At 72.2% G+C, this 18,605-nt stretch carries 15 protein-coding genes; 10 read left to right on the forward strand and 5 right to left on the reverse strand.

What is annotated here, in order from left to right:
- Window positions 1–112 precede the first annotated feature (112 nt).
- Window positions 113–469, forward strand: coding sequence for a hypothetical protein (locus tag IEZ00_RS22520; RefSeq protein WP_189225287.1), 357 nt, complete (start codon window positions 113–115; stop codon window positions 467–469).
- A 180-nt stretch (window positions 470–649) separates the two neighbouring features.
- Window positions 650–2,251: an alpha/beta hydrolase gene (locus IEZ00_RS22525; RefSeq protein ID WP_229795986.1), complete on the forward strand. Its 1,602-nt coding sequence runs from the start codon at window positions 650–652 to the stop codon at window positions 2,249–2,251.
- Window positions 2,252–2,353: 102 nt separating this feature from the next.
- Here the strand turns inward: IEZ00_RS22525 and IEZ00_RS22530 are convergent, their stop codons facing one another.
- The gene (locus IEZ00_RS22530) at window positions 2,354–3,382 is read right to left on the reverse strand and encodes an NADP-dependent oxidoreductase (protein WP_189225289.1); all 1,029 of its coding nucleotides are present in this window, start codon (window positions 3,380–3,382) and stop codon (window positions 2,354–2,356) included.
- Between the two features lie 142 nt (window positions 3,383–3,524).
- On the opposite strand from IEZ00_RS22530, the gene IEZ00_RS22535 reads away from it, so the two are divergent.
- From IEZ00_RS22535 to IEZ00_RS22545, 3 genes are all read left to right on the forward strand, one after another.
- Window positions 3,525–4,403, forward strand: a complete 879-nt coding sequence (locus tag IEZ00_RS22535; RefSeq protein WP_189225290.1) for a helix-turn-helix domain-containing protein — start codon at window positions 3,525–3,527, stop codon at window positions 4,401–4,403.
- 12 nt (window positions 4,404–4,415) lie between these two features.
- Window positions 4,416–5,114, forward strand: a complete 699-nt coding sequence (locus IEZ00_RS22540; protein WP_189225291.1) for an SDR family NAD(P)-dependent oxidoreductase — start codon at window positions 4,416–4,418, stop codon at window positions 5,112–5,114.
- A 322-nt stretch (window positions 5,115–5,436) separates the two neighbouring features.
- Window positions 5,437–6,291 (forward strand): helix-turn-helix domain-containing protein, encoded by an 855-nt coding sequence (locus IEZ00_RS22545; protein WP_189225292.1) that lies wholly within the window; start codon window positions 5,437–5,439, stop codon window positions 6,289–6,291.
- Here IEZ00_RS22545 and IEZ00_RS22550 read toward each other — a convergent pair.
- Both IEZ00_RS22550 and IEZ00_RS22555 read right to left on the reverse strand, forming a co-directional pair.
- Window positions 6,203–7,903: a vWA domain-containing protein gene (locus IEZ00_RS22550; RefSeq protein ID WP_189225293.1), complete on the reverse strand. Its 1,701-nt coding sequence runs from the start codon at window positions 7,901–7,903 to the stop codon at window positions 6,203–6,205. The two genes, IEZ00_RS22545 and IEZ00_RS22550, sit on opposite strands and share 89 nt — an antisense overlap.
- A 299-nt stretch (window positions 7,904–8,202) precedes the next feature.
- Window positions 8,203–11,061 carry an aconitate hydratase gene (locus tag IEZ00_RS22555; RefSeq protein WP_229795987.1) on the reverse strand — a complete coding sequence of 953 codons (2,859 nt, stop codon included), beginning with the start codon at window positions 11,059–11,061 and terminating at the stop codon, window positions 8,203–8,205.
- 155 nt (window positions 11,062–11,216) lie between these two features.
- On the opposite strand from IEZ00_RS22555, the gene IEZ00_RS22560 reads away from it, so the two are divergent.
- Together IEZ00_RS22560 and IEZ00_RS22565 are read left to right on the forward strand one after the other, a co-directional pair.
- Window positions 11,217–11,972, forward strand: coding sequence for an ABC transporter ATP-binding protein (locus IEZ00_RS22560; RefSeq protein WP_229795988.1), 756 nt, complete (start codon window positions 11,217–11,219; stop codon window positions 11,970–11,972).
- 85 nt (window positions 11,973–12,057) lie between these two features.
- Entirely contained in the window at window positions 12,058–12,705 is a 648-nt protein-coding gene (locus tag IEZ00_RS22565) for a hypothetical protein (protein WP_189225296.1), read from the forward strand.
- 68 nt (window positions 12,706–12,773) lie between these two features.
- Here IEZ00_RS22565 and IEZ00_RS22570 read toward each other — a convergent pair whose 3' ends face one another.
- Together IEZ00_RS22570 and IEZ00_RS22575 are read right to left on the reverse strand one after the other, a co-directional pair.
- Window positions 12,774–14,261 carry a flagellar basal body protein FliL gene (locus IEZ00_RS22570; RefSeq protein ID WP_189225297.1) on the reverse strand — a complete coding sequence of 496 codons (1,488 nt, stop codon included), beginning with the start codon at window positions 14,259–14,261 and terminating at the stop codon, window positions 12,774–12,776.
- Entirely contained in the window at window positions 14,258–14,698 is a 441-nt protein-coding gene (locus IEZ00_RS22575) for a hypothetical protein (RefSeq protein ID WP_229795989.1), read from the reverse strand. The genes IEZ00_RS22570 and IEZ00_RS22575 overlap by 4 nt, the downstream gene beginning before the upstream one ends.
- A 73-nt stretch (window positions 14,699–14,771) precedes the next feature.
- Between IEZ00_RS22575 and IEZ00_RS22580 the strand changes: the two genes are divergently transcribed.
- From IEZ00_RS22580 to IEZ00_RS22590, 3 genes are all read left to right on the forward strand, one after another.
- Window positions 14,772–15,557 carry an SIR2 family NAD-dependent protein deacylase gene (locus tag IEZ00_RS22580; RefSeq protein WP_189225299.1) on the forward strand — a complete coding sequence of 262 codons (786 nt, stop codon included), beginning with the start codon at window positions 14,772–14,774 and terminating at the stop codon, window positions 15,555–15,557.
- A gap of 54 nt (window positions 15,558–15,611) precedes the next feature.
- Complete coding sequence (locus IEZ00_RS22585; RefSeq protein ID WP_189225300.1) at window positions 15,612–17,144, forward strand: AMP-binding protein; 1,533 nt, start codon at window positions 15,612–15,614, stop codon at window positions 17,142–17,144.
- Between the two features lie 132 nt (window positions 17,145–17,276).
- A complete protein-coding gene (locus IEZ00_RS22590) occupies window positions 17,277–18,470 on the forward strand; it encodes an NlpC/P60 family protein (RefSeq protein ID WP_189225301.1) in 1,194 nt (397 codons plus the stop codon).
- Window positions 18,471–18,605: the final 135 nt, after the last annotated feature.

Raw genomic sequence — 18,605 nt, forward strand, 5'->3', positions numbered from 1 at the left:
CCCGTGCTCCATTGTCCAGTGCTCGTCGTTCACCGCGCCGGGATCGATCCAAGACCACCCGTCCGCACTAGAACTCGTCTGGTCAACGCCGGTGCTCGGGAAGGAGCAGCGCATGGTTCTGATGCGACGTGTGGTCGGGTCGCTGGTCGCCGTGCTCGTGGTGGTGGTGTCGCTCACCACCGCGACATCGGGAGCGGTGGCGGTGGAGCGGACGGCGCGACCCGCGGTCACCGACGTGGGGGTGCTGGTCTACTGCACGGACGCGCGCCCGGTGCCCGGATCGGTCCACTACGGCAACTTCGGCGGTGATCGGACCACCGCCTGCCGCAAGTGCGACGAGTCCATGAGGGTGCTGCGGGCCAAGGGGCGGATCTCCGCGTACTCCTGTGACTACAACACCTCCACGAAGTCGGCCTTCGCCTACGTGCTCTGGACGTGCCCGTGGCCGCTGAGCCCGCCTTGCCCGTAGCCGTTCGTTCACGGAGTCGAGCCTCTCTCTGGCCACTCATGAGACTGGATGCATCACAGAACGTACGCAAAACCTCCGTTCTGCGGGTGTTGTCCGCTGCCCGATGGTGGGAGCCTCCGGCGATGGCGTCGCGGCACCGGAGGAGGGCGGCGCCGAGGGAGACCTGAGGGAGCGACACTCGTGTTACATCCACTCGCAAGGAGAGCGCTGGCCGTCGCGCTGGCCGTCGGCACCGCCGCGTCGGGGCTCGTGGCCACCGGGTCGGCGGCGGCGCAGGAGACGCAGGGGGCGACGCCGGTCCAGTGGGCGGCCTGTCCGGAAGACGTGCTGTCCTCGGTCCCGGCCGAGGAGCGGGACAAGGTCAGCTGCGCCGACCACCCGGTCCCGCTGGACCACCGCGAGCCGCACGGCGAGAAGATCACCATCGCGCTGCTGAAGCGGTCCGCCGACGACCAGGCCAACCGGATCGGCTCGCTGTTCCTCAACCCCGGCGGGCCGGGTGGCTCGGGCCTGCTCTACCCCACCTACAGCGGATCGCTGTTCCAGCCCGAGGTGCTCAAGCGCTTCGACCTCGTCGGCTTCGACCCGCGCGGCGTGGCCCGCAGCACCCCGCTGCGCTGCTTCAAGACCGAGGAGGAGGCGCGGGAGGTCTTCGGCCGGATGGCGGCGGTCCCGGTGACGCGCACCGAGATCCGCGACACCATGGACGCCACCGAGGACTACACCTCGGCCTGCGCCCGCAACGCCGGGCCGCTGCTGCGGCACATGTCCACCGAGGCCGTGGCGCGCGACCTGGACCTGCTGCGCCAGGGCGTGGGCGACAAGCAGTTGAACTACGTGGGCTTCTCCTACGGCACGCTGCTCGGCGCCACCTACGCCGCCATGTTCCCGAGCAAGTCGCGCGCCCTGGTGCTGGACGGCAACGTTGACCCGGCGCTGCGCACCAGTGACGGCACCGAGTACGACCGGCAGCGCGCCCAGGGCTTCGAGCTCGCGCTCGACGCGTTCCTGAAGCACTGCGACGCCGTGGGCGACAAGTGCGCCTACAGCGGCGGCGACCCGCGCGCCAAGTTCGACGAGGTGCGCGACCACCTGCGCGCCAACCCGATCACCCTCCCGGGGGGCGCGGTCGTGACCTACGCCACGTACATCACCAGCGTGGCGGGCGTGCTGTACTCGCCCGGCGCGTTCCAGGGGTTGGCGGAGTGGTTGCAGGACATCTACAACGTCCTGCACCCCGACTCGGCCTCGTCGTCCGCGCGGATCGCCGAGCAGCCCGCCCCGCCTCCCAACAAGCGCGGCCTGGCCGATGTCCGGGTGGGCGTCGCGGGTGACGCCGAGTACCTCGCCGACGACTCCTACTACGGCGTGAACTGCTCGGACAAGCCGTTCCCGAAGGTGCCCGAGCGGTTCCCGGCGGTGGCCGCGAAGTGGGAGCGCGAATCGCCCACCTTCGGCCGCATGCAGGCCGCGTCCGACCTGCTGACCTGCGCTTCGTGGCCGGTGCGGTCCCCGGACCGGTGGTCGGGCCCGTGGCACCGGCGCACCCCGAACCCGGTCGTCGTCGTGGGCAACTACTACGACCCGGCCACGCAGTACAAGTTCTCGCAGCGCATGGCCCGGCAGCTGGGCAACGCGGTGCTGGTGAGCGTGGACTCGTTCGGCCACTGCATCCTCGGCGACAGCGCGGGCGTGGACGCCGTGGTGGCCGACTACCTGGTCAACCTCAAGGCACCCGCGTCCGGCCAGGTCTTCCAGCCCGACAACCAGCCCTTCGCCTGACCGGTCCGCCGGAGCGCGGTGACGGCCACAGCCGCCTCGAGGTCCTCACGGGTCGCGACCCGGTGATCTTGAGGCGGCTGTCCGCGCGGTCGGCGGGCGTGCTCAGCCGATCTCCGCGATCATCTTGCCCGCGACCTGCCCGGTGAACATCCGGGGGAACGCGGCGGGGATGGCTTCGAGTCCCTCGACGACGTGCGCGCTGTGGTGCAGCTTCCCCTCCACCACGGCCGGGGTGAGCTCGGCGAGGAACCGCGGGTAGCGGTCGTAGAACTCGGTCACGTCGAAACCGCGGATGGTCAGGGTCTTGTAGAGGGCAGCCCTGAGCAGGTCCGGCAGGTGGTCCGGTCCCTCGAAGGCCCCGGTCCGGGTGATCTGCGACATGACGCCGCCCACGGCGATCCGCGCGCCCCGGTTCAGGTGCGGCACCAGCGCGGGGAACAGGGCGGCACCCACGTTCTCGTAGACGGTGTCGATCCCGTCGGGCACGGCGCGGGCGAGCCGTTCGGCGAAGTCGGGTGCCCGGTGGTCGGCGGCGGCGTCCAGGCCGAGGTCGTCGAGCAGGTGGCGGGTCTTCTCGGGGCCGCCCGCGATCCCCACCACCCGGTGCCCCCGGAGCTTGCCCAGCTGGGCCGCGGCCGAGCCGACGGCCCCCGCCGCGGCGGTGACCACGAGCGTCCCGCCCGGCTCCGGGTCCAGGACCTCGGTCAGGCCGACCCAGGCCGTGAGGCCGGTCACGCCCAGCACGCCCAGGTGCGCCGACAGCGGCACCGCGTCCGGGTCGACCACCCGCAGGTCCGACCCGTCGGACACGGCGTAGTCCTGCCAACCGGTGGTGCCGGTGAAGCCCACGACGTGGTCGCCGACGGCGAAAGCGGGGTCGTCGCTGCGCTCGACGACGCCGACGGTGAAGCCGAACATCGTCTCGCCGAGCTCGATGGGGGCCTGGTCGCTGTTCGCGTTGCCCATCAGGATGCGGTTGAAGGGGTCCAGCGAGACCAGGAGGTTCCGGACGAGCACCTGCCCGTCGCCGGGGACGGGCACGGGGCGCTCCACGATCTCGAAGTCGCTCTCCTTGGGGTTGCCGTGTGGCCGGGCCGCCAGGACGATCTGCCGGTTCACCTGTGAGCGCATGAAGTGGTCTTCCTCGGTGGAGTGGGGTGAGTGGTGGCCCCGCCAGACAACGCCGGGCGTCGGGACCGGACCAGTGCCCCCGCGGACCCTGGTAGTGACAGGTCCTCCCGTGCCCGGTCGCCCGCCGCATACGTTGATTCCCATGACCGACAAGCCGAATCGCCTGGGCGAGTACCTCCGCGCCCGCCGCGAGCTGGTCACCCCCGAGCAAGCGGGCCTCACCGACGTCGGCGGGCGGCGGGTGCCCGGCTTGCGGCGCGAGGAGGTGGCCATGCTCGCAGGCATCAGCGTCGACTACTACCTGCGCTTGGAGCGGGGACGCGACCGCAACCCGTCGGCGCAGGTCCTCGAATCCATCGCGCGCGTCCTCCAGCTCGACGACGAGCACGTGGCCTACCTGCTGAGCCTGGTGGCGGACAAGCCCCGGCGACCCCGGCGCAGGCCCCGCGAGGAGGCGGTGCCCGCCAGCACCGTCGAACTGCTGCCGACCCTGCCGCACCCCGCGTTCGTCGAGGGGCGCTACTTCGACGTCCTGGCCGCCAACGCCGCGGCGACCGCGCTGTCACCACGCCTGGCGGTCGGCCGCAACCAGCTGCTCGACGTGTTCCTCGACCCGGCGGAGCAGGGCCTGCACCTGGACTGGGACGGGACCGCGAGGTGCTACGTCGCCGGCCTCCGGCAGGCCGTGGGCACCGACACCGACGACCAGCGCTTCATCGAGCTGGTCGGGGAGCTGTCCGTGGCGAGCCCGCGCTTCCGCGACCTGTGGAACCGCCACGACGTGGCCAACCAGCGCGTCACCCCGGTCCTGTTCGACCACCCCCAGGTGGGACAGCTGCGAGTGCACCGCCAGCGGCTCGCGATCAGCGGGACCGAGGGCATCACCCTCGTCATCTACCACGCCGACGCGGGTTCGGCGGACGCCGAGAAGCTGGCGCTGCTGGGCTCGTCCGCGCTCAGCCCCGCCCCCGGCCGGGCGGCACGACCAGAGCCCGACTCGGCGGCACATCCCTCCTCCTGAGAGCAGGTGCGCATGGCAAGCGAGCAGCGCGTCGCCGTCGTCACCGGCGGCACGGGCGCGATCGGGAGCGCCATCGTCGCGGCGCTCGGCGCGACGGGCCACCGGACGGTCGCCCTCGGCAGGCGCGACGGGGACGTCGTCGCCGACCTGGCGTCGGAGTCCGCGACCAGGCGCGCCGCGGCCGAGGTCCTGGACCGGTACGGGCGGGTCGACGTCCTGGTCCACTGCGCGGGCGTCATCGACCCGATGTCCCTGGGGGAGTTCGACGCGCGGCGCTGGCGGGCCGTCCAGGCCGTCAACGTGGAAGCCGCGCTGTGGTTGGCGCGGGCGTTCACGCCGGGGATGGCCGAGCGCGGGTTCGGCCGCATCGTGCTCGTCGCCTCCGACACGCTCTGGTCGCCCCCCGATCCCCGGTTCCTGCCCTACGTGGCCAGCAAGGGGGCCATGCTCGGCGTCGTGCGCACGCTGGCCGTCGACCTCGGCGGCGACGGGATCGCGGTCACCGCGGTCGCGCCGGGCCTGACCGACACGCCCATCGCGCGAAGCGTCAACGACGCTGGGCAGATCGAAGCGGTCGTCGCCACCCAGGCGATGAAGCGCCCGCTGACCCCCGAGGACACCGCTCACACCGTCGCCTTCCTCGCCTCCGACGGCGCGCAAGCGCTGACCGGGCAAGTCCTCGTCGTCGACGGCGGGGCGACGATGCGCTGAGGAGCGGTAATCGAATATCCGCGTCGATATCGCGGAGCGCGGCGTCGAACACGTCGCGGCAGCGCTTGACCAGCGAATGCGGCATGGCCCACTCGACTTCGATCGGACCGAATACCACGAACGTGGCGCAATCGTCATCGGGAGCGACCCAATAGCTGACGGCGCTGTCCTCTTCCAGGTGCGCCCATGTCGAACCCCGCACCGCCCGCGTTCACCTCCCGGCTCCGCCAACCTTGTCGACAAACGCATCTACTGACGTCGAGCCGCGCATTTATCCAGTTGAGTGACTTTCGCAAGGCGGACAGCCCGCTACGTTGAAACCATGACAATGCGCGGGGTGCAGCCGGAGCACATCCAGATCGCCGCGACCCTGCGGCGAATGCGCGAACAGGCGCGCGTGACGCGGGAGGGCGCCGCCACGGTGCTCGGGTGCACGATCTCGAAGATCGGCGACCTGGAGACCGGGCGGTCCAAGCCCAAGCCGGTGGAATTGGAGCGGCTGCTCGACCACTACGGCGTCATGGGCGAGGAACGCGCGGAACTGGTGCGGTTCGCCCGGACTTCGCGCAGGCGTCGGGCACCCGGCCCGTACACCGCCGCCACCGTGCCCGACAACCACCGCCGGATCGTGGACCTGGAAGCGCAGGCGGTGTCCTCGCTCCGCTGCTCCAGCGAACCGGTGCCCGGCATCCTCCAGATCCGCCCGTACGCCGAGGCGCTGCTGGACTGGACGTGGAACGGTCAGCGGAACGAGGTGGCCAAGCTGCTCGACCTGAGGATGGAGCGCGGCAAGCTGCTGACCCGCACGCACCGGCCGCCACTGCGCTACTGGTGCATCCTGAGCGAAAGCGCTCTGCGCACGGCCATCGGCGGTCCGAAAGTCATGAGCGAGCAACTCGACCACCTGATCCACTTCAACTCCGCCACGGAGAACGCGACCATCCAGGTGATGCCGTTCGACGGCGGTGTTCACCCACGAGGAGTGGGCGGTGTTCGTCGCGGGCGTCAAGGACGGCGACTACGACGTCTGAGCGCCCGACCCCCGGGTGAGCGGCGCGGGGCGCGCCGCGCCGCTCATCGTCCGGGGACTACTTGGGGCCGGGCGGCACCAGGCAGCTCACCGGGGCGGACTGGTTGCCCGACGCGTCCACGGCGTACACCAGCGCGTCGCCGTTGAGCGTGATCCGCCAGTCGATGTCGCCCACGCCGACCTTCTGGTTCGGCGTGGCGCCCGGAGCCTGCACCAGCTTGATCTTCGTGCCGCTGGGGAAGCCTCCGAAGACGTAGGAGCTGGCCGAGTCCGCGACGTAGACCTCCGGGGCGGGGTCCACCGCGTCGGTGGCGGTGAGCTGGAAGAAGCCGTCCTCGTTGTCGGCGGGCGGCTCGGTCCCGCCGCCGGGGTTGTTGGTCGGCGTGCAGGTCACCGTCGGGGGAGTGGTGTCCACCCAGTCCTTGAGCACGTCGTCGCACCGCTGCTGCCCCGAGGCGTGGGTGAAGCAGCCGCGGATGCTGTCGGTGCCCAGGCCGGCCAGGCTCTGCGCGCCGGGGTAGGTGAAGTCCGAGGTGCCCGCGCCCGAGGTGTCCGCCGCGCCCGCCGCGCCCGCGTTCGGGCCGGACAGCACGGTGAAGTCCACCGGCACGCCCGCCACCGGGTCACCGAAGTCGTCGGTCACCGTCGCCGTGGCGGTGTGCGTCTGGCCCGGCGTGCCCAGCTCGTTGACCGCGTGCTCGGGCTCGACGTCGATGGCCGCCGCGCACCCGTGCACGTTCACCACCGGGTTGGCGAAGGTCACCACGTGGCCCTCGGCGTCGGTGTAGGCGACCGACGGGTTGACCGCCAGCGCGCCGCCGCCCGCCGCCGGGTCGTGCGTCGCGGTGAAGGTCAGCGTGGGCGACTCGGTGCCCAGCTCGTCGATGGTCCAGGTGAGCTGGTTGCCCGCCTGGGCGACCGACCCCTTGGAGACCGCCGGGGAGCTGATGGAGAACTGCGGCGCCACGGTGTCCACCACCGTCACGCCGGTGGCGGCGGGCACGACGATCGCCGCGCCGATGGCGGCGAACACCTCGGCCAGCTGACCGGAGTCCGGCGCGTAGCGGTAGTGCGCGCTGTCCGGGTCGCTGGTCCAGTCCTGGATCTCGGCCTCGTCGGCGGCACCCAGCCCGATGCCGAAGATCTCCGTCCCGGCCGCCCGCGCGGCGACCGCGTCGTCACTGGCGTCGCCGCCCGCGGTGGTCTCGCCGTCGGTCATGACGACCATCTTCTTGGCGTTTCCGGGCAGTGATCCGGCCAATTGCGCCTGCGCGGTGGAAATGGCCTCGGAGTGGTTGGTGCTGCCGTCGGCGACCAGCGCGTCGATGGCCGATTTCACGGCGTTGGCGTCGGAGGTCAGCGGCGTGTCCGCGGTCGCGGTGGAGGCGAAGCTGACCACGCCCAGCCTGCTGCCGTTGGCGATGACCCCGTCCAGCGAGCCGTCGGTGGCCTCGTCGACGAGGTCGACGAACCCCTTCGCGGCGGTCTTCAGGTCCGCGATCGGCTGGCCCGCCATGCTGCCCGAGCGGTCGAGCACCAGCGCGACGTCCACCGGGCTGCCGGAGATGCCGTTCTCGGCGTCGAGCGCGACGGTCACCGGGACCGACCCGCCGCAGTCGATGTCGGTCGCGCCCAGCGACTTGGTGCCCGTGACGGTGCCGCCTGCGGCCTGCGCGGCGGGCGCGGCCGCGAGCGGCACGGCCAGCGCGGCGAGCACGGCGGCCGCGGTGAAGCAGGTCTGTCTCTTTCTGGTTCTCATCGGTGTCGCATCTCTCTCGTGCGCGCCGGTCGCTCGTGAATTCCCCGTGGAACCACGTCGCGCTGTTCCCGACGAGTCGGGGTGCCCGGCACGGTGAGATTAAGCGCGGTTTTCGGAAAGGGGGTCGGAACTCACCTGAAAGAGTTAGCGGAATCGTGCATCGCCGCTGTGGTGGCGAATGTTAGCGGGCTGGGCGGATTTGTAATCCGGAAATCGCGCGTGCGATATTTCCTTCGTGTTCCGCGCGAACGGCGAGGGGCCGCCCGCCGAAGCGGACGGCCCCTCGAACGCGGTCCGCGTCAGCTGCGGACCATCTTGCGCAGCACGTACTGCATGATGCCGCCGTTGCGGTAGTAGTCCGCCTCGCCGGGGGTGTCGATGCGGACCACCGCGTCGAACTCCACCTTCGAGCCGTCCTGCTTGGTGGCCACGACCTTCACCGTCTCCGGCGTCGCACCGTCGTTGAGGGCGGTGATGCCGCTGAAGTCGAAGGTCTCGGTGCCGTCCAGGCCCAGCGAAGCCGCCGACTCACCGGCCGGGAACTGCAGCGGCAGCACGCCCATGCCGATCAGGTTCGACCGGTGGATGCGCTCGAACGACTCCGCGATCACCGCGCGCACGCCCAGCAGCGAGGTGCCCTTGGCCGCCCAGTCGCGCGACGAGCCCGAGCCGTACTCCTTGCCCGCCAGCACCACCAGCGGCACGCCCGCCTCGGCGTAGGCCACCGAGGCGTCGTAGATGGTGGTCTGCTCGCCGTCCGCCAGGAAGTTGCGGGTGTAGCCGCCCTGCACGCCGTCCAGCAGCAGGTTGCGCAGCCGGATGTTGGCGAACGTGCCGCGGATCATGACCTCGTGGTTGCCGCGCCGCGAGCCGTAGGAGTTGAAGTCCTTGCGCTCGACGCCGTGCTCGGTGAGGTACTTGCCCGCCGGGGAGTCGGCCTTGATCGCGCCCGCCGGGGAGATGTGGTCGGTGGTGACCGAGTCGCCCAGCAGCGCCAGCACCCGCGCGCCGCTGATGTCGGTGACCGGCTTGGGCTCCATCTCCATGCCCTCGAAGTACGGGGGCTTGCGCACGTAGGTCGACTCGGCGTCCCACTCGAAGGTGTTGCCGGTCGGCGTGGGCAGCGACTGCCAGCGCTGGTCGCCCGCGAACACGTCGGCGTAGCCCTTGGTGAAGCCCTCCGGCGAGATCGCCGACGCGACGACCTCGGAGATCTCCTGCGGCGACGGCCAGATGTCGGCCAGGTACACCGGCTCGCCGTTCTGGTCGGTGCCCAGCGGCTCGGTGGTGATGTCCTTGTCCATCGAGCCCGCCAGCGCGTAGGCGACCACTAGCGGCGGCGAGGCGAGGTAGTTCATCTTGATGTCGGGGTTGATCCGGCCCTCGAAGTTCCGGTTGCCCGACAGCACCGACACCACGGCCAGGTCGCCCTGGTTGACGCCCGCGGAGATCTCCTCCTGCAGCGGACCCGAGTTGCCGATGCACGTGGTGCAGCCGTAGCCGACCAGGTGGAAGCCCAGCTTCTCCAGGTACGGCAGCAGGCCCGCGCGCTCGTAGTAGTCCATGACGACCTTGGAGCCCGGCGCGAGGGTCGTCTTGACCCACGGCTTGCGCTCCAGGCCCTTCTCCACGGCCTTCTTGGCCAGCAGGGCCGCGCCGATCATCACCGACGGGTTGGAGGTGTTGGTGCACGAGGTGATCGCGGCGATCGCGACCGCGCCGTGGTCCAGCTCGAACTCGGCGCCGTCCACGGTCACCTTGACCGGGTTGGACGGGCGGCCGTCGCTGCCCTCGGCGGCGGAGTGGACCGCGGGCTTGCCGTTCGCGCCGTCCTCGTGGCCGTAGGCGGGCGGGTCGCTGGCCGGGAACGACTCGGAGACCGCCTCGTCCACCGACGAGTCCGCGCCGTAGGGCGCGGTGTTCTGCGGCACGCCGGGCTTGCGGTCGTCGCCGCCGGTCACGCCGTGGCTGACGTAGTCGGTCAGCGCCTGGCGGAACGCCGCCTTGGCGTTGGTCAGCTCGATGCGGTCCTGCGGGCGCTTGGGACCGGCGATCGACGGGACGACCGTCGACAGGTCCAGCTCCAGGGTCTCGGAGTAGACCGGCTCGCGCGCCGGGTCGTGCCACAGGCCCTGCTCCTTGGCGTAGGCCTCGACCAGCGCCAGCTGCTCGGCCGAGCGGCCGGTCAGCTTCAGGTAGTCGATGGTCTCGCCGTCGATCGGGAAGATCGCGCAGGTGGAGCCGAACTCGGGGCTCATGTTGCCGATGGTGGCGCGGTTGGCCAGCGGCACCGCGCCCACGCCCGAGCCGTAGAACTCGACGAACTTGCCGACCACGCCGTGCTCGCGCAGCATCTGCGTGATGGTCAGCACCAGGTCGGTGGCGGTGGCGCCCGCGGGCAGCTCGCCGTGCAGCTTGAAGCCGACCACGCGCGGGATCAGCATGGACACCGGCTGGCCCAGCATCGCGGCCTCGGCCTCGATGCCGCCCACGCCCCAGCCCAGCACGCCGATGCCGTTGACCATGGTGGTGTGGCTGTCGGTGCCCACCAGGGTGTCGGGGTAGGCCTGGCCGCCGCGGACCATGACCACGCGCGCCAGGTGCTCGATGTTGACTTGGTGCACGATGCCGGTGCCCGGCGGGACGACCTTGAACTCGTCGAACGCGGTCTGCCCCCAGCGCAGGAACTGGTAGCGCTCCCGGTTGCGCTCGTACTCCAGATCCACGTTCAGCTCGAAGGCGTCCGGGCGGCCGAACACGTCGGCGATCACCGAGTGGTCGATGACCAGCTCGGCGGGCGCCAGCGGGTTGACCTTGGCCGGGTCGCCGCCCAGCTGGGTCACCGCCTCGCGCATGGTGGCCAGGTCGACCACGCAGGGCACGCCGGTGAAGTCCTGCATGACCACGCGGGCCGGGGTGAACTGGATCTCGGTGTTGGGCTGGGCGGTGGGGTCCCAGCTGCCGAGGGCGCGCACGTGGTCGGCGGTGATGTTCGCGCCGTCCTCGGTCCGCAGCAGGTTCTCCAGCAGGATCTTCAAGCTGTACGGCAGGCGCTCCGCGCCCTCGACCGCGCTCAGCCGGAACACCTCGTACGAGGCGTCGCCGACGGTGAGCGTGCCGCGGGCGCCGAAGCTGTCCTTGCTCGCTGGTGCAGTCACGACCAACTCCATCTTGGTGACGCGCAAAAGTCGGTTGGGGAACTTCCGTGAGTCTTCCGCACCCGCGGGTGCGGCGCCCTCCCGGGTTAAACAGTACGCGTGTCCTGTATTCGGCTTCAACCCGACCCCACGGAGATCACGGCATCATCGCCCCGGTGTTGGGTCTTGATCGGATCGGCAAGCGCTACGGGCGCGGTCCCTGGGTGCTGCGGGACGTGGACCTCGCGGTGGAGCCGGGGGAGCTGGTGGTGGTCGCGGGCGGCAACGGCTCGGGCAAGTCCACGCTGCTGCGGGTGGCGGCGGGGCTGACCGCGCCGACCACCGGGCGGGTGCGCCGACCGGCCTCGGTCGGCTACCTGCCCGAGCGCTTCCCCGCCGGGGTCGGCCTGTCGGCCCGCGCCTACCTGGGGCACCTGGCCGCCGTGCGCGGCGTGCCCGCGCGGTGGGACCTGCTGGAGGCGCTGGGGTTCGTCGGCGACGACAGCGCGCCGATGGCGCGGCTGTCCAAGGGCAACGCGCAGAAGGTCGCGCTGGTCCAAGCCCTGCAGGCCACCGACCTGCTGGTGCTCGACGAGCCGTGGTCCGGGCTGGACGCGGCCGCGGGCGCGGTGCTGGGCGAGCTGGTCGCCACGGCGCGGGAGGAGGGGGCGGCGGTGCTGCTGACCGACCACCACGGCCACGACCTGCCCGACGCGCGCGAGCTGCGGCTGACCGGCGGCTCCCCGACCGGGGTGGTGGTCGAGCTGGACCGGGTGGGCGGGCTGCTGGCGCGGGTGAGCGAGCTGGACGGGGTGCTGGCGGCCACGGCGGTCGGCGGCGGCGCGCGGCTGGAGGTCCGGCGCGACGCCAGTGACGGGGTGCTGGCGGAGGTGCTGCGGCTGGGCTGCTCGGTGCGGAGCGTGCGGTCGTGACGCCGAGGTGCGCGAACGCTTGGTTCGCGGTGTCGGAACGCTCGGTTCGGGGTGTCCGGACGCGCGACTCGCGGAGGGGTGGAGGGTGAACGCGCTGGTGCGGTACCTGCTGGCGGACGTGCTGCGCTCGCAGCGGTTCCTGGCGCCGGTGATGGTGTTCCTCGCGGTGCTGGGGATGTTGTACGCCAGTGACGCGGGGGTGCCGCTGATCGCCTACGCGGGGTCCTGCGTGCTGATCTACCCGGTGGCGGTGTGGCTGACCGTCGTGGTCGCCACCGCCGAGGACCCGGTGCGGCGGTCGGTGACCGTGGTGGCGGCGGGCGGCTGGGGCCGCGTGCAGGGCGCGGTCGCCATGAGCGCGGCGCTGTGCGCGTGCCTGCTGGCGCTGGTGGCCACCGGGGTGCCGGTGCTGACCCAGTCGCGTCCCTACCCGCCGGAGGTGGTGGCGCAGGGCTTCGGCGCGCACCTGGTGTGCGGGCTGACCGGGGTCGGCGTCGGCCTGCTGTGCGCCCGGCCGGTGATCACCAGGCTCGGGTGGGGCGTGCTCGCGGCGACCGCGCTGGTGGTGCTGCCGTTCCCGCTGGGACGGGTGCCCCCGGTGGGCAGCGTGCTGGGGGCGCTGAACGACCAGCGCGGCGTCCTGCCCGTGCTGCTGGTCTCCGGCGCGTGCGCGTTGGCGCTGCTGGTGATCGCTACCTTGACCGCCACGAAGCTGGGGCCGCGCAGGGGATGACGTGGGACGGCGGGCGAGCACGGCGAAGGGGGCCCGCCTGCACGACGGGCCCCCTTCGGTGAACCGGACTACTTGGCGGCCTTGAGCAGCTCGTCGATGTCCTTGGGCTGCAGACCCCGCAGCAGCGTCAGGAAGACCTCGCTGTAGCTGCGGATGGGGCTGACGTACCACTTGCCGTCGACCTCGGTCGCCACCACGCCGAGGCCGTCCTTGAGCACCTGCGCGCCGATCCTGGAGATCACGTCGACCGCGGCGGGCGGGATCTGGCTGCCGCCCTGCTGCTCGATCAGCTGCGCGATCTCGTCCGCGCACAGGCCCTGGGACTGGCGCTGCACCCGCACGGTGTAGCAGTCGCCGTCCCGGCTGACCTCCACCTTCTCACCGTCGGCCTCGACGATCAGCTTGCGGATGGTCAGCTGCTTGCCGCCCGCGACGTCCTTGGCGTCGGTCTCCAGCTCCAGCAGCTTCGCGCCGGTCGCGGACACCTTGCCCGCCTCTTCCAGCAGGACCGGACCGACGTCCTGCAGCACGCCCATCTCGTCCGGCGGCAGCAGCGCGATGACCTTCTCCAGGTCGCCGTCGAGCCCAGCCTCCAGGATCTGCTTGGCCGCGTCCTGGGCCGAGCCCGCCCCGGCCGGGGCGATGCCCTTCGCGGGCCACTCCAGCTTCTCCTCCTCCAGCGCCGCGTGGGCGATGGTGTAGAAGAGGCTGGGGTACCACTCGTCGCCGACCTTGATGGTGGCGATGCCGATGGGCTTGCCGTCCCGCTCGGCCTTGACCTCGGCGAAGTCCAGCGTCTCGCTCTGCGGCTCCTTGTCCAGCTCCGCGCCCAGCGCCTCGACCAGCTTGTCGGTCAGCGGGACCTGCTTGACGTCGGAGGTGACCGTGATCTTGCCCTCGACCACCTTGTTGATGGTCAGCCGGTCGTTGACCTTGACCGCGGCGGCCTCGTCGAACTTGATGCCCTCGCTCTTGATCTGGACACCGGTGAGCTTGTTCGGGTCCGCGTCGGGCTTGAGGATCTCCAGCCGCTTGGCCTCGGAGACGGTGGCCTCGGTGTAGTCCTTGCTCAGCTGCGCCTCGGCCGGGGCGAGGCCGTTCATGATGCCCAGCACGTCACCGCTGCCCAGCGCGCTGAGCAGGTTGTTCGCCGCGGCGCTCGGGCTGTCCGAACCGGCCGCCGCGTCGCTGGAGCTGCGCAGCGCCCACACCGTGGCCACCGTGCCCGCAGCCAGCGCGAGCACCGCGACGATGGCGGTGACGACCAGTCCGGTGCGCTTCTTCTTCGGCGGCTCGCCCCCCGCGTAGGCGTAGGGCTGCTGCCCGAACTGCTGGTCGAACTGCGGCTGCCCGAACTGGGGCTGCTGGCCGAACGGCGGCTGCTGGCCGTAGGCGGGCTGGGGGCCGGTCTGCGGGTAACCGCCCTGCTGGGGCTGCGGGCCGGTCTGCGGCCAGCCGCCCTGCTGCGGCTGCTGAGGACCGCCATAGGGCTGCCCCGGCTGGTGCGGGTTGGGCTGCGGTGGCCATTCGCCTCCGCCGCCACCTGGGTAGGTCACGGTGCTCCTCCTGGAGAGATGATCGCTGCGCGGGCCGGTGCGGTGAGCGCGGTGATCGCCCCCGCGACCGCCAGCACGGCACCACCGAGGGTGGTCACCGGTCCGATCAGGCTGATCCCGACCAGTGCTCCCTCGTTGCCCCCTTGGACGGCGGCAAGTGCCGCCACCGTTCCCGTCATCGTGCCAAAAAGAAGAACAAAAATTGCCGCGATCCGGTGAAGATGTAGTGCCCAAAGGAGCACGGAGCACACGGCCAACGGGATGACTGCCACCCAGATGGCCCGGATCACTTCCCCGGACGTGTCGTCCAACCCGGCGAAACCACGGAACGCGAGCACTTGGTAACTGCTCCGGCTCACCGTTCCCGACCGCAGCCACGGCAGGAACGCGCCCACCACCGCGGTGACCAAGCCAACAGCCGCCAGCGCGGAACCCACCCGTCTCCTCAGCACCGGAACATGCTCGCAGGGCGGTTGGCGCTCTCGCCGGGGACCGTGTCACGGTGGGGGTATGAACGCACGGGAGGCGATGGCACGCGCGCGGCGGATCACCGCGCTGACCGGCGCGGGCGTCTCCACCGAGTCGGGCATCCCGGACTTCCGCGGTCCCGAGGGCGTGTGGACCGCCGACGCCGACGCGGGCCGCCGCTCCAGCCTCCAGGACTACCTGGCCGACCCGGCGGTGCGCAGGCTGGCGTGGCGCGGCAGGCTGCACCACCCGATGTGGACCGCCGAGCCGAACGCCGCGCACCGGGCGCTGGTGGACCTGGAGCGCGCGGGCAGGTTGCGCGCGCTGCTCACCCAGAACGTCGACGGCCTGCACCAGCGGGCGGGCTCGACGTCGGTGGTGGAGCTGCACGGGTCTCTGCTGGGCACGGTGTGCCTGTCCTGCGGGGCGACCGGCACGATGCGCGACGCGCTGGAGCGGGTCCGCGCGGGTGAGGAGGAACCGGACTGCCCGGCGTGCGGCGGCATCCTCAAGTCCACGGCCGTCTCCTTCGGACAGCGACTGGACCCGGATGTCCTGCGGGCCGCCCGCGCGGCGGCGCTGGACTGCGACCTGATGCTGGTCGCCGGGACCTCGTTGCAGGTGCAGCCCGCGGCGGGGCTGGTGGAGCTGGCGGCGCGGGCGGGCGCGGCGGTGGTGATCTGCAACGCCGAGCCGACCCCGTGCGACGGGCTGGCCGCGGCCGTGGTGCGCGGGCCGGTCGGCGGGGTGCTGCCGGAGCTGGTGGCGGCGCCGGTGGCCGCCGCACAGCGTCCGATCAGGACCTGGGGCGACCCGAGCACCTGGTGAACCACCCGTTCCGAGCCCTGGTCCGGGTGGTGGCGGCTCAATAGAGTCGTCCCCATGCGGGTGCCACTGACTGTCACCGACTTCCTCGACCGCGCCGAGCGGGTCTTCGCGGACTCCACCGCCACGGTGGACGAACCCGCGCAGCCCGCCGCCCCGGTGCCCACCACCACCTACCGCGAGCTGGGCGCGCGGGTCCGCGCCTGGCAGGCCGGGTTCGACGCGCTCGGCGTCGGCGAGGGCGAGCGCGTCGCCGTGGTCAGCCACAACTCCGCGCGGCTGCTGGAACTGCTGCACGCGGTGCCCGGCAGCGGGCGCGTCTGCGTGCCGGTCAACTTCCGGCTGCGGCCCGACGAGGTGTCCTACATCGTCGAGCACAGCGGCGCGTCGGTGCTGCTGGTCGACCCGGAGCTGGAGCTGGACGGCGTCACCGCGCCGCACCGGTTCACCCTCGGTGAGCAGACCGAGACCGAGCTGATGCGGTTCGACGTCGAGCCGAGGCCGTGGAGCGCGCCCGACGAGGACGCCACGGCGACGATCAACTACACCTCGGGCACCACCGCGCGGCCCAAGGGCGTGCGGCTGACCCACCGCAACATCTGGCTCAACGCGGTGACCTTCGCCATGCACACCCGCGCCTGGGAGCGCGACGTCTACCTGCACGTGCTGCCGATGTTCCACTGCAACGGCTGGGGGATGCCGTTCGGGCTGGCCGGGCTGGGCGTGCCGCAGGTGGTGCTGCGCAAGGTCGACGGCGCGGAGATCCTGCGCCGCGTGCGCGACCACGGGGTGACGCTGATGTGCGGCGCGCCCGCGGTGTGGAACGCCGTGCTCGACGCCGCGCGGAGCTGGTCGGGGGAGATCCCCGGTCGGGACGCGGTGCGCGTCGTGTGCGCGGGCGCGCCGCCGCCCAGCCGCACCATCGCCCGCGTCACCGAGGAGCTGGGCTGGGAGTTCCTCCAGATCTACGGCCTGACCGAGACCTCACCGCTGCTCACGTTCAACCGCGCCCGGCCAGCGGACGACGCGCTGCCCGCCGAGGAGCGCGCCCGCAAGCTCTCCCGCGCGGGCGCCCCCGCGCTGGGCACCCGGCTGGCCATCTCCGACAGCGGCGAGGTGCTGGCCCGCTCCAACGTGGTGATGGACGGCTACTGGGACAACCCGCGGGCCAGCGCCGAGGCCCTGGAGGGCGGCTGGTTCCACACCGGGGACGGCGGCCACCTCGACGACGAGGGCCACCTGACCATCTCCGACCGCAAGAAGGACGTGATCATCACCGGTGGGGAGAACGTCTCCTCCATCGAGGTCGAGGACGCCCTGTTCGCCCACCCGGCGGTGGCCGAGGTCGCGGTGATCGGCGTGCCGCACGAGAAGTGGGGCGAGACGATCAAGGCGCTGGTGGTGCTGGCGGAGGGGGCCTCGGCGACCGAGGCCGAGCTGATCGCGCACTGCAAGCGGCGACTGGCCGGCTACAAGGCGCCCACCTCGGTGGAGTTCCGCGCGGCCATCCCGCGCACGGCCACCGGCAAGATCCAGAAGTTCAAGCTGCGCGAACCCTACTGGGCGGGACTGGACCGGAAGGTGAACTGACGGCGCGGTCGCGCCACCTGTGACCGGTGGTGCGGCCGGGTCGAGTGGTGCTGTTGGGGCAGCAGTGGCACAGTCCCCCGCGAGTACGGCTGAACGGAGCAGTCCGCTGAGCCGAACGGGCGGGAGGTGTGCGTGGGTCGGTGGGGTGCTTGCGGCGCGGTCGTGCTGACCGCCCTGGTGTCGTTCGCGGGCACGGCGGCAGCGGTGCCCCCACCGGACCCCGAGGTCAGCGCGGGGCGCAAGCGGCTCGACCCCGCCACGCCCCGCGTCGACACCCTGACCAAGGAGCTGGCCAGGGTCGATGCCCGGCTGCGGGCGCTGGCCGACGAGGTCGCGCACGCCGCCGAACTGGCCGACAAGGCCCGTGCCGACTTCGAGGCCGCGCGCGGCGAGGCGGCCAGGGCCCGCCAGGCGGCCGAGGCGGCCGAGGCCGAGGCCGCCAGGGCCGATGAGGCCGTCGAGGCGGCGCGCACCGCGCTGGACGAGGTCGCCACCGCCAGCTACCTGCAGGGCAGCGTGGTCGGCTCGATCACCGCCTACTTCGGCGCGACCAGCCCGCAGGACCTGCTGGCCCGCGTCCACCTGCTGGAGGTGGCGGGCGGCGCCGGGCTGGGCGTGCTGGAGGAGGTCCGGCGCAGCCGGGCGGAGAAGGCGACCAGAGCCGCCGCCGCGCGCCGGGCGCTGGCGCGGGCCGAGCGCGAGCAGGCCGCCGCCGACCGGGCCGAGCGGGCCGCCGACGCGGCGCGGGCGCTGGCCGCGAAGGCCCGGCAGGAGCAGGCCGGGCAGGCCGTCGCGCTCGGGCGGGACAAGGCGGCGCTCGAAGCCGAGCTGGCCAGGGCGGTGGGGCAGGCGCGAGACGCGGACCAGCGGCGCGCGGAAGGGGCCGCCGCGCCCGCCGTGTCCTCGCGCGGTGCCGTGGAGATCGTGGTGACCAGGGCGATGGCGCAGTTGGGCGTGCGCTATTCGTGGGGTGGCGGCAACCACCAAGGTCCCACCGTGGGCGTGCGGGACTGGGGTGTCGGCGACTCCCACGGCGACTACCGCGCGGTCGGGTTCGACTGCTCCGGGCTGATGGTGTACGCCTTCGCGGGTGTGGGGGTCCGACTGCCGCGCCACAGCGGCGCCCAGCACAACGCGGGCCGCAAGGTGCCGCTGGCCCAGGCGCAGCGCGGGGACATGCTGTTCTGGGGGCCCGGCGGCGGCACGCACGTGGCGCTCTACCTGGGTGACGGACTGATGGTGGAAGCGCCGTACTCCGGTTCGGTGGTCCGCCTGGCACCCGTGCGCTACGGCGGGATCACGCCCTACGCGACGCGCGTGCTGTGACCGCGCGCCGGTGAGCCCGGTGCGGGGCGCGGCCCCGCACCGGACTCGCTCGCTCACGGCACCCGGTTGCAGGACGTTCCGGTCTTGACCGGGTAGTGCCTCATCGCCTTGCGGGTCTGGGGACCGTACTCGCCA

Source organism: Saccharothrix coeruleofusca (assembly GCF_014648515.1).
Classification (GTDB): domain Bacteria; phylum Actinomycetota; class Actinomycetes; order Mycobacteriales; family Pseudonocardiaceae; genus Actinosynnema; species Actinosynnema coeruleofuscum.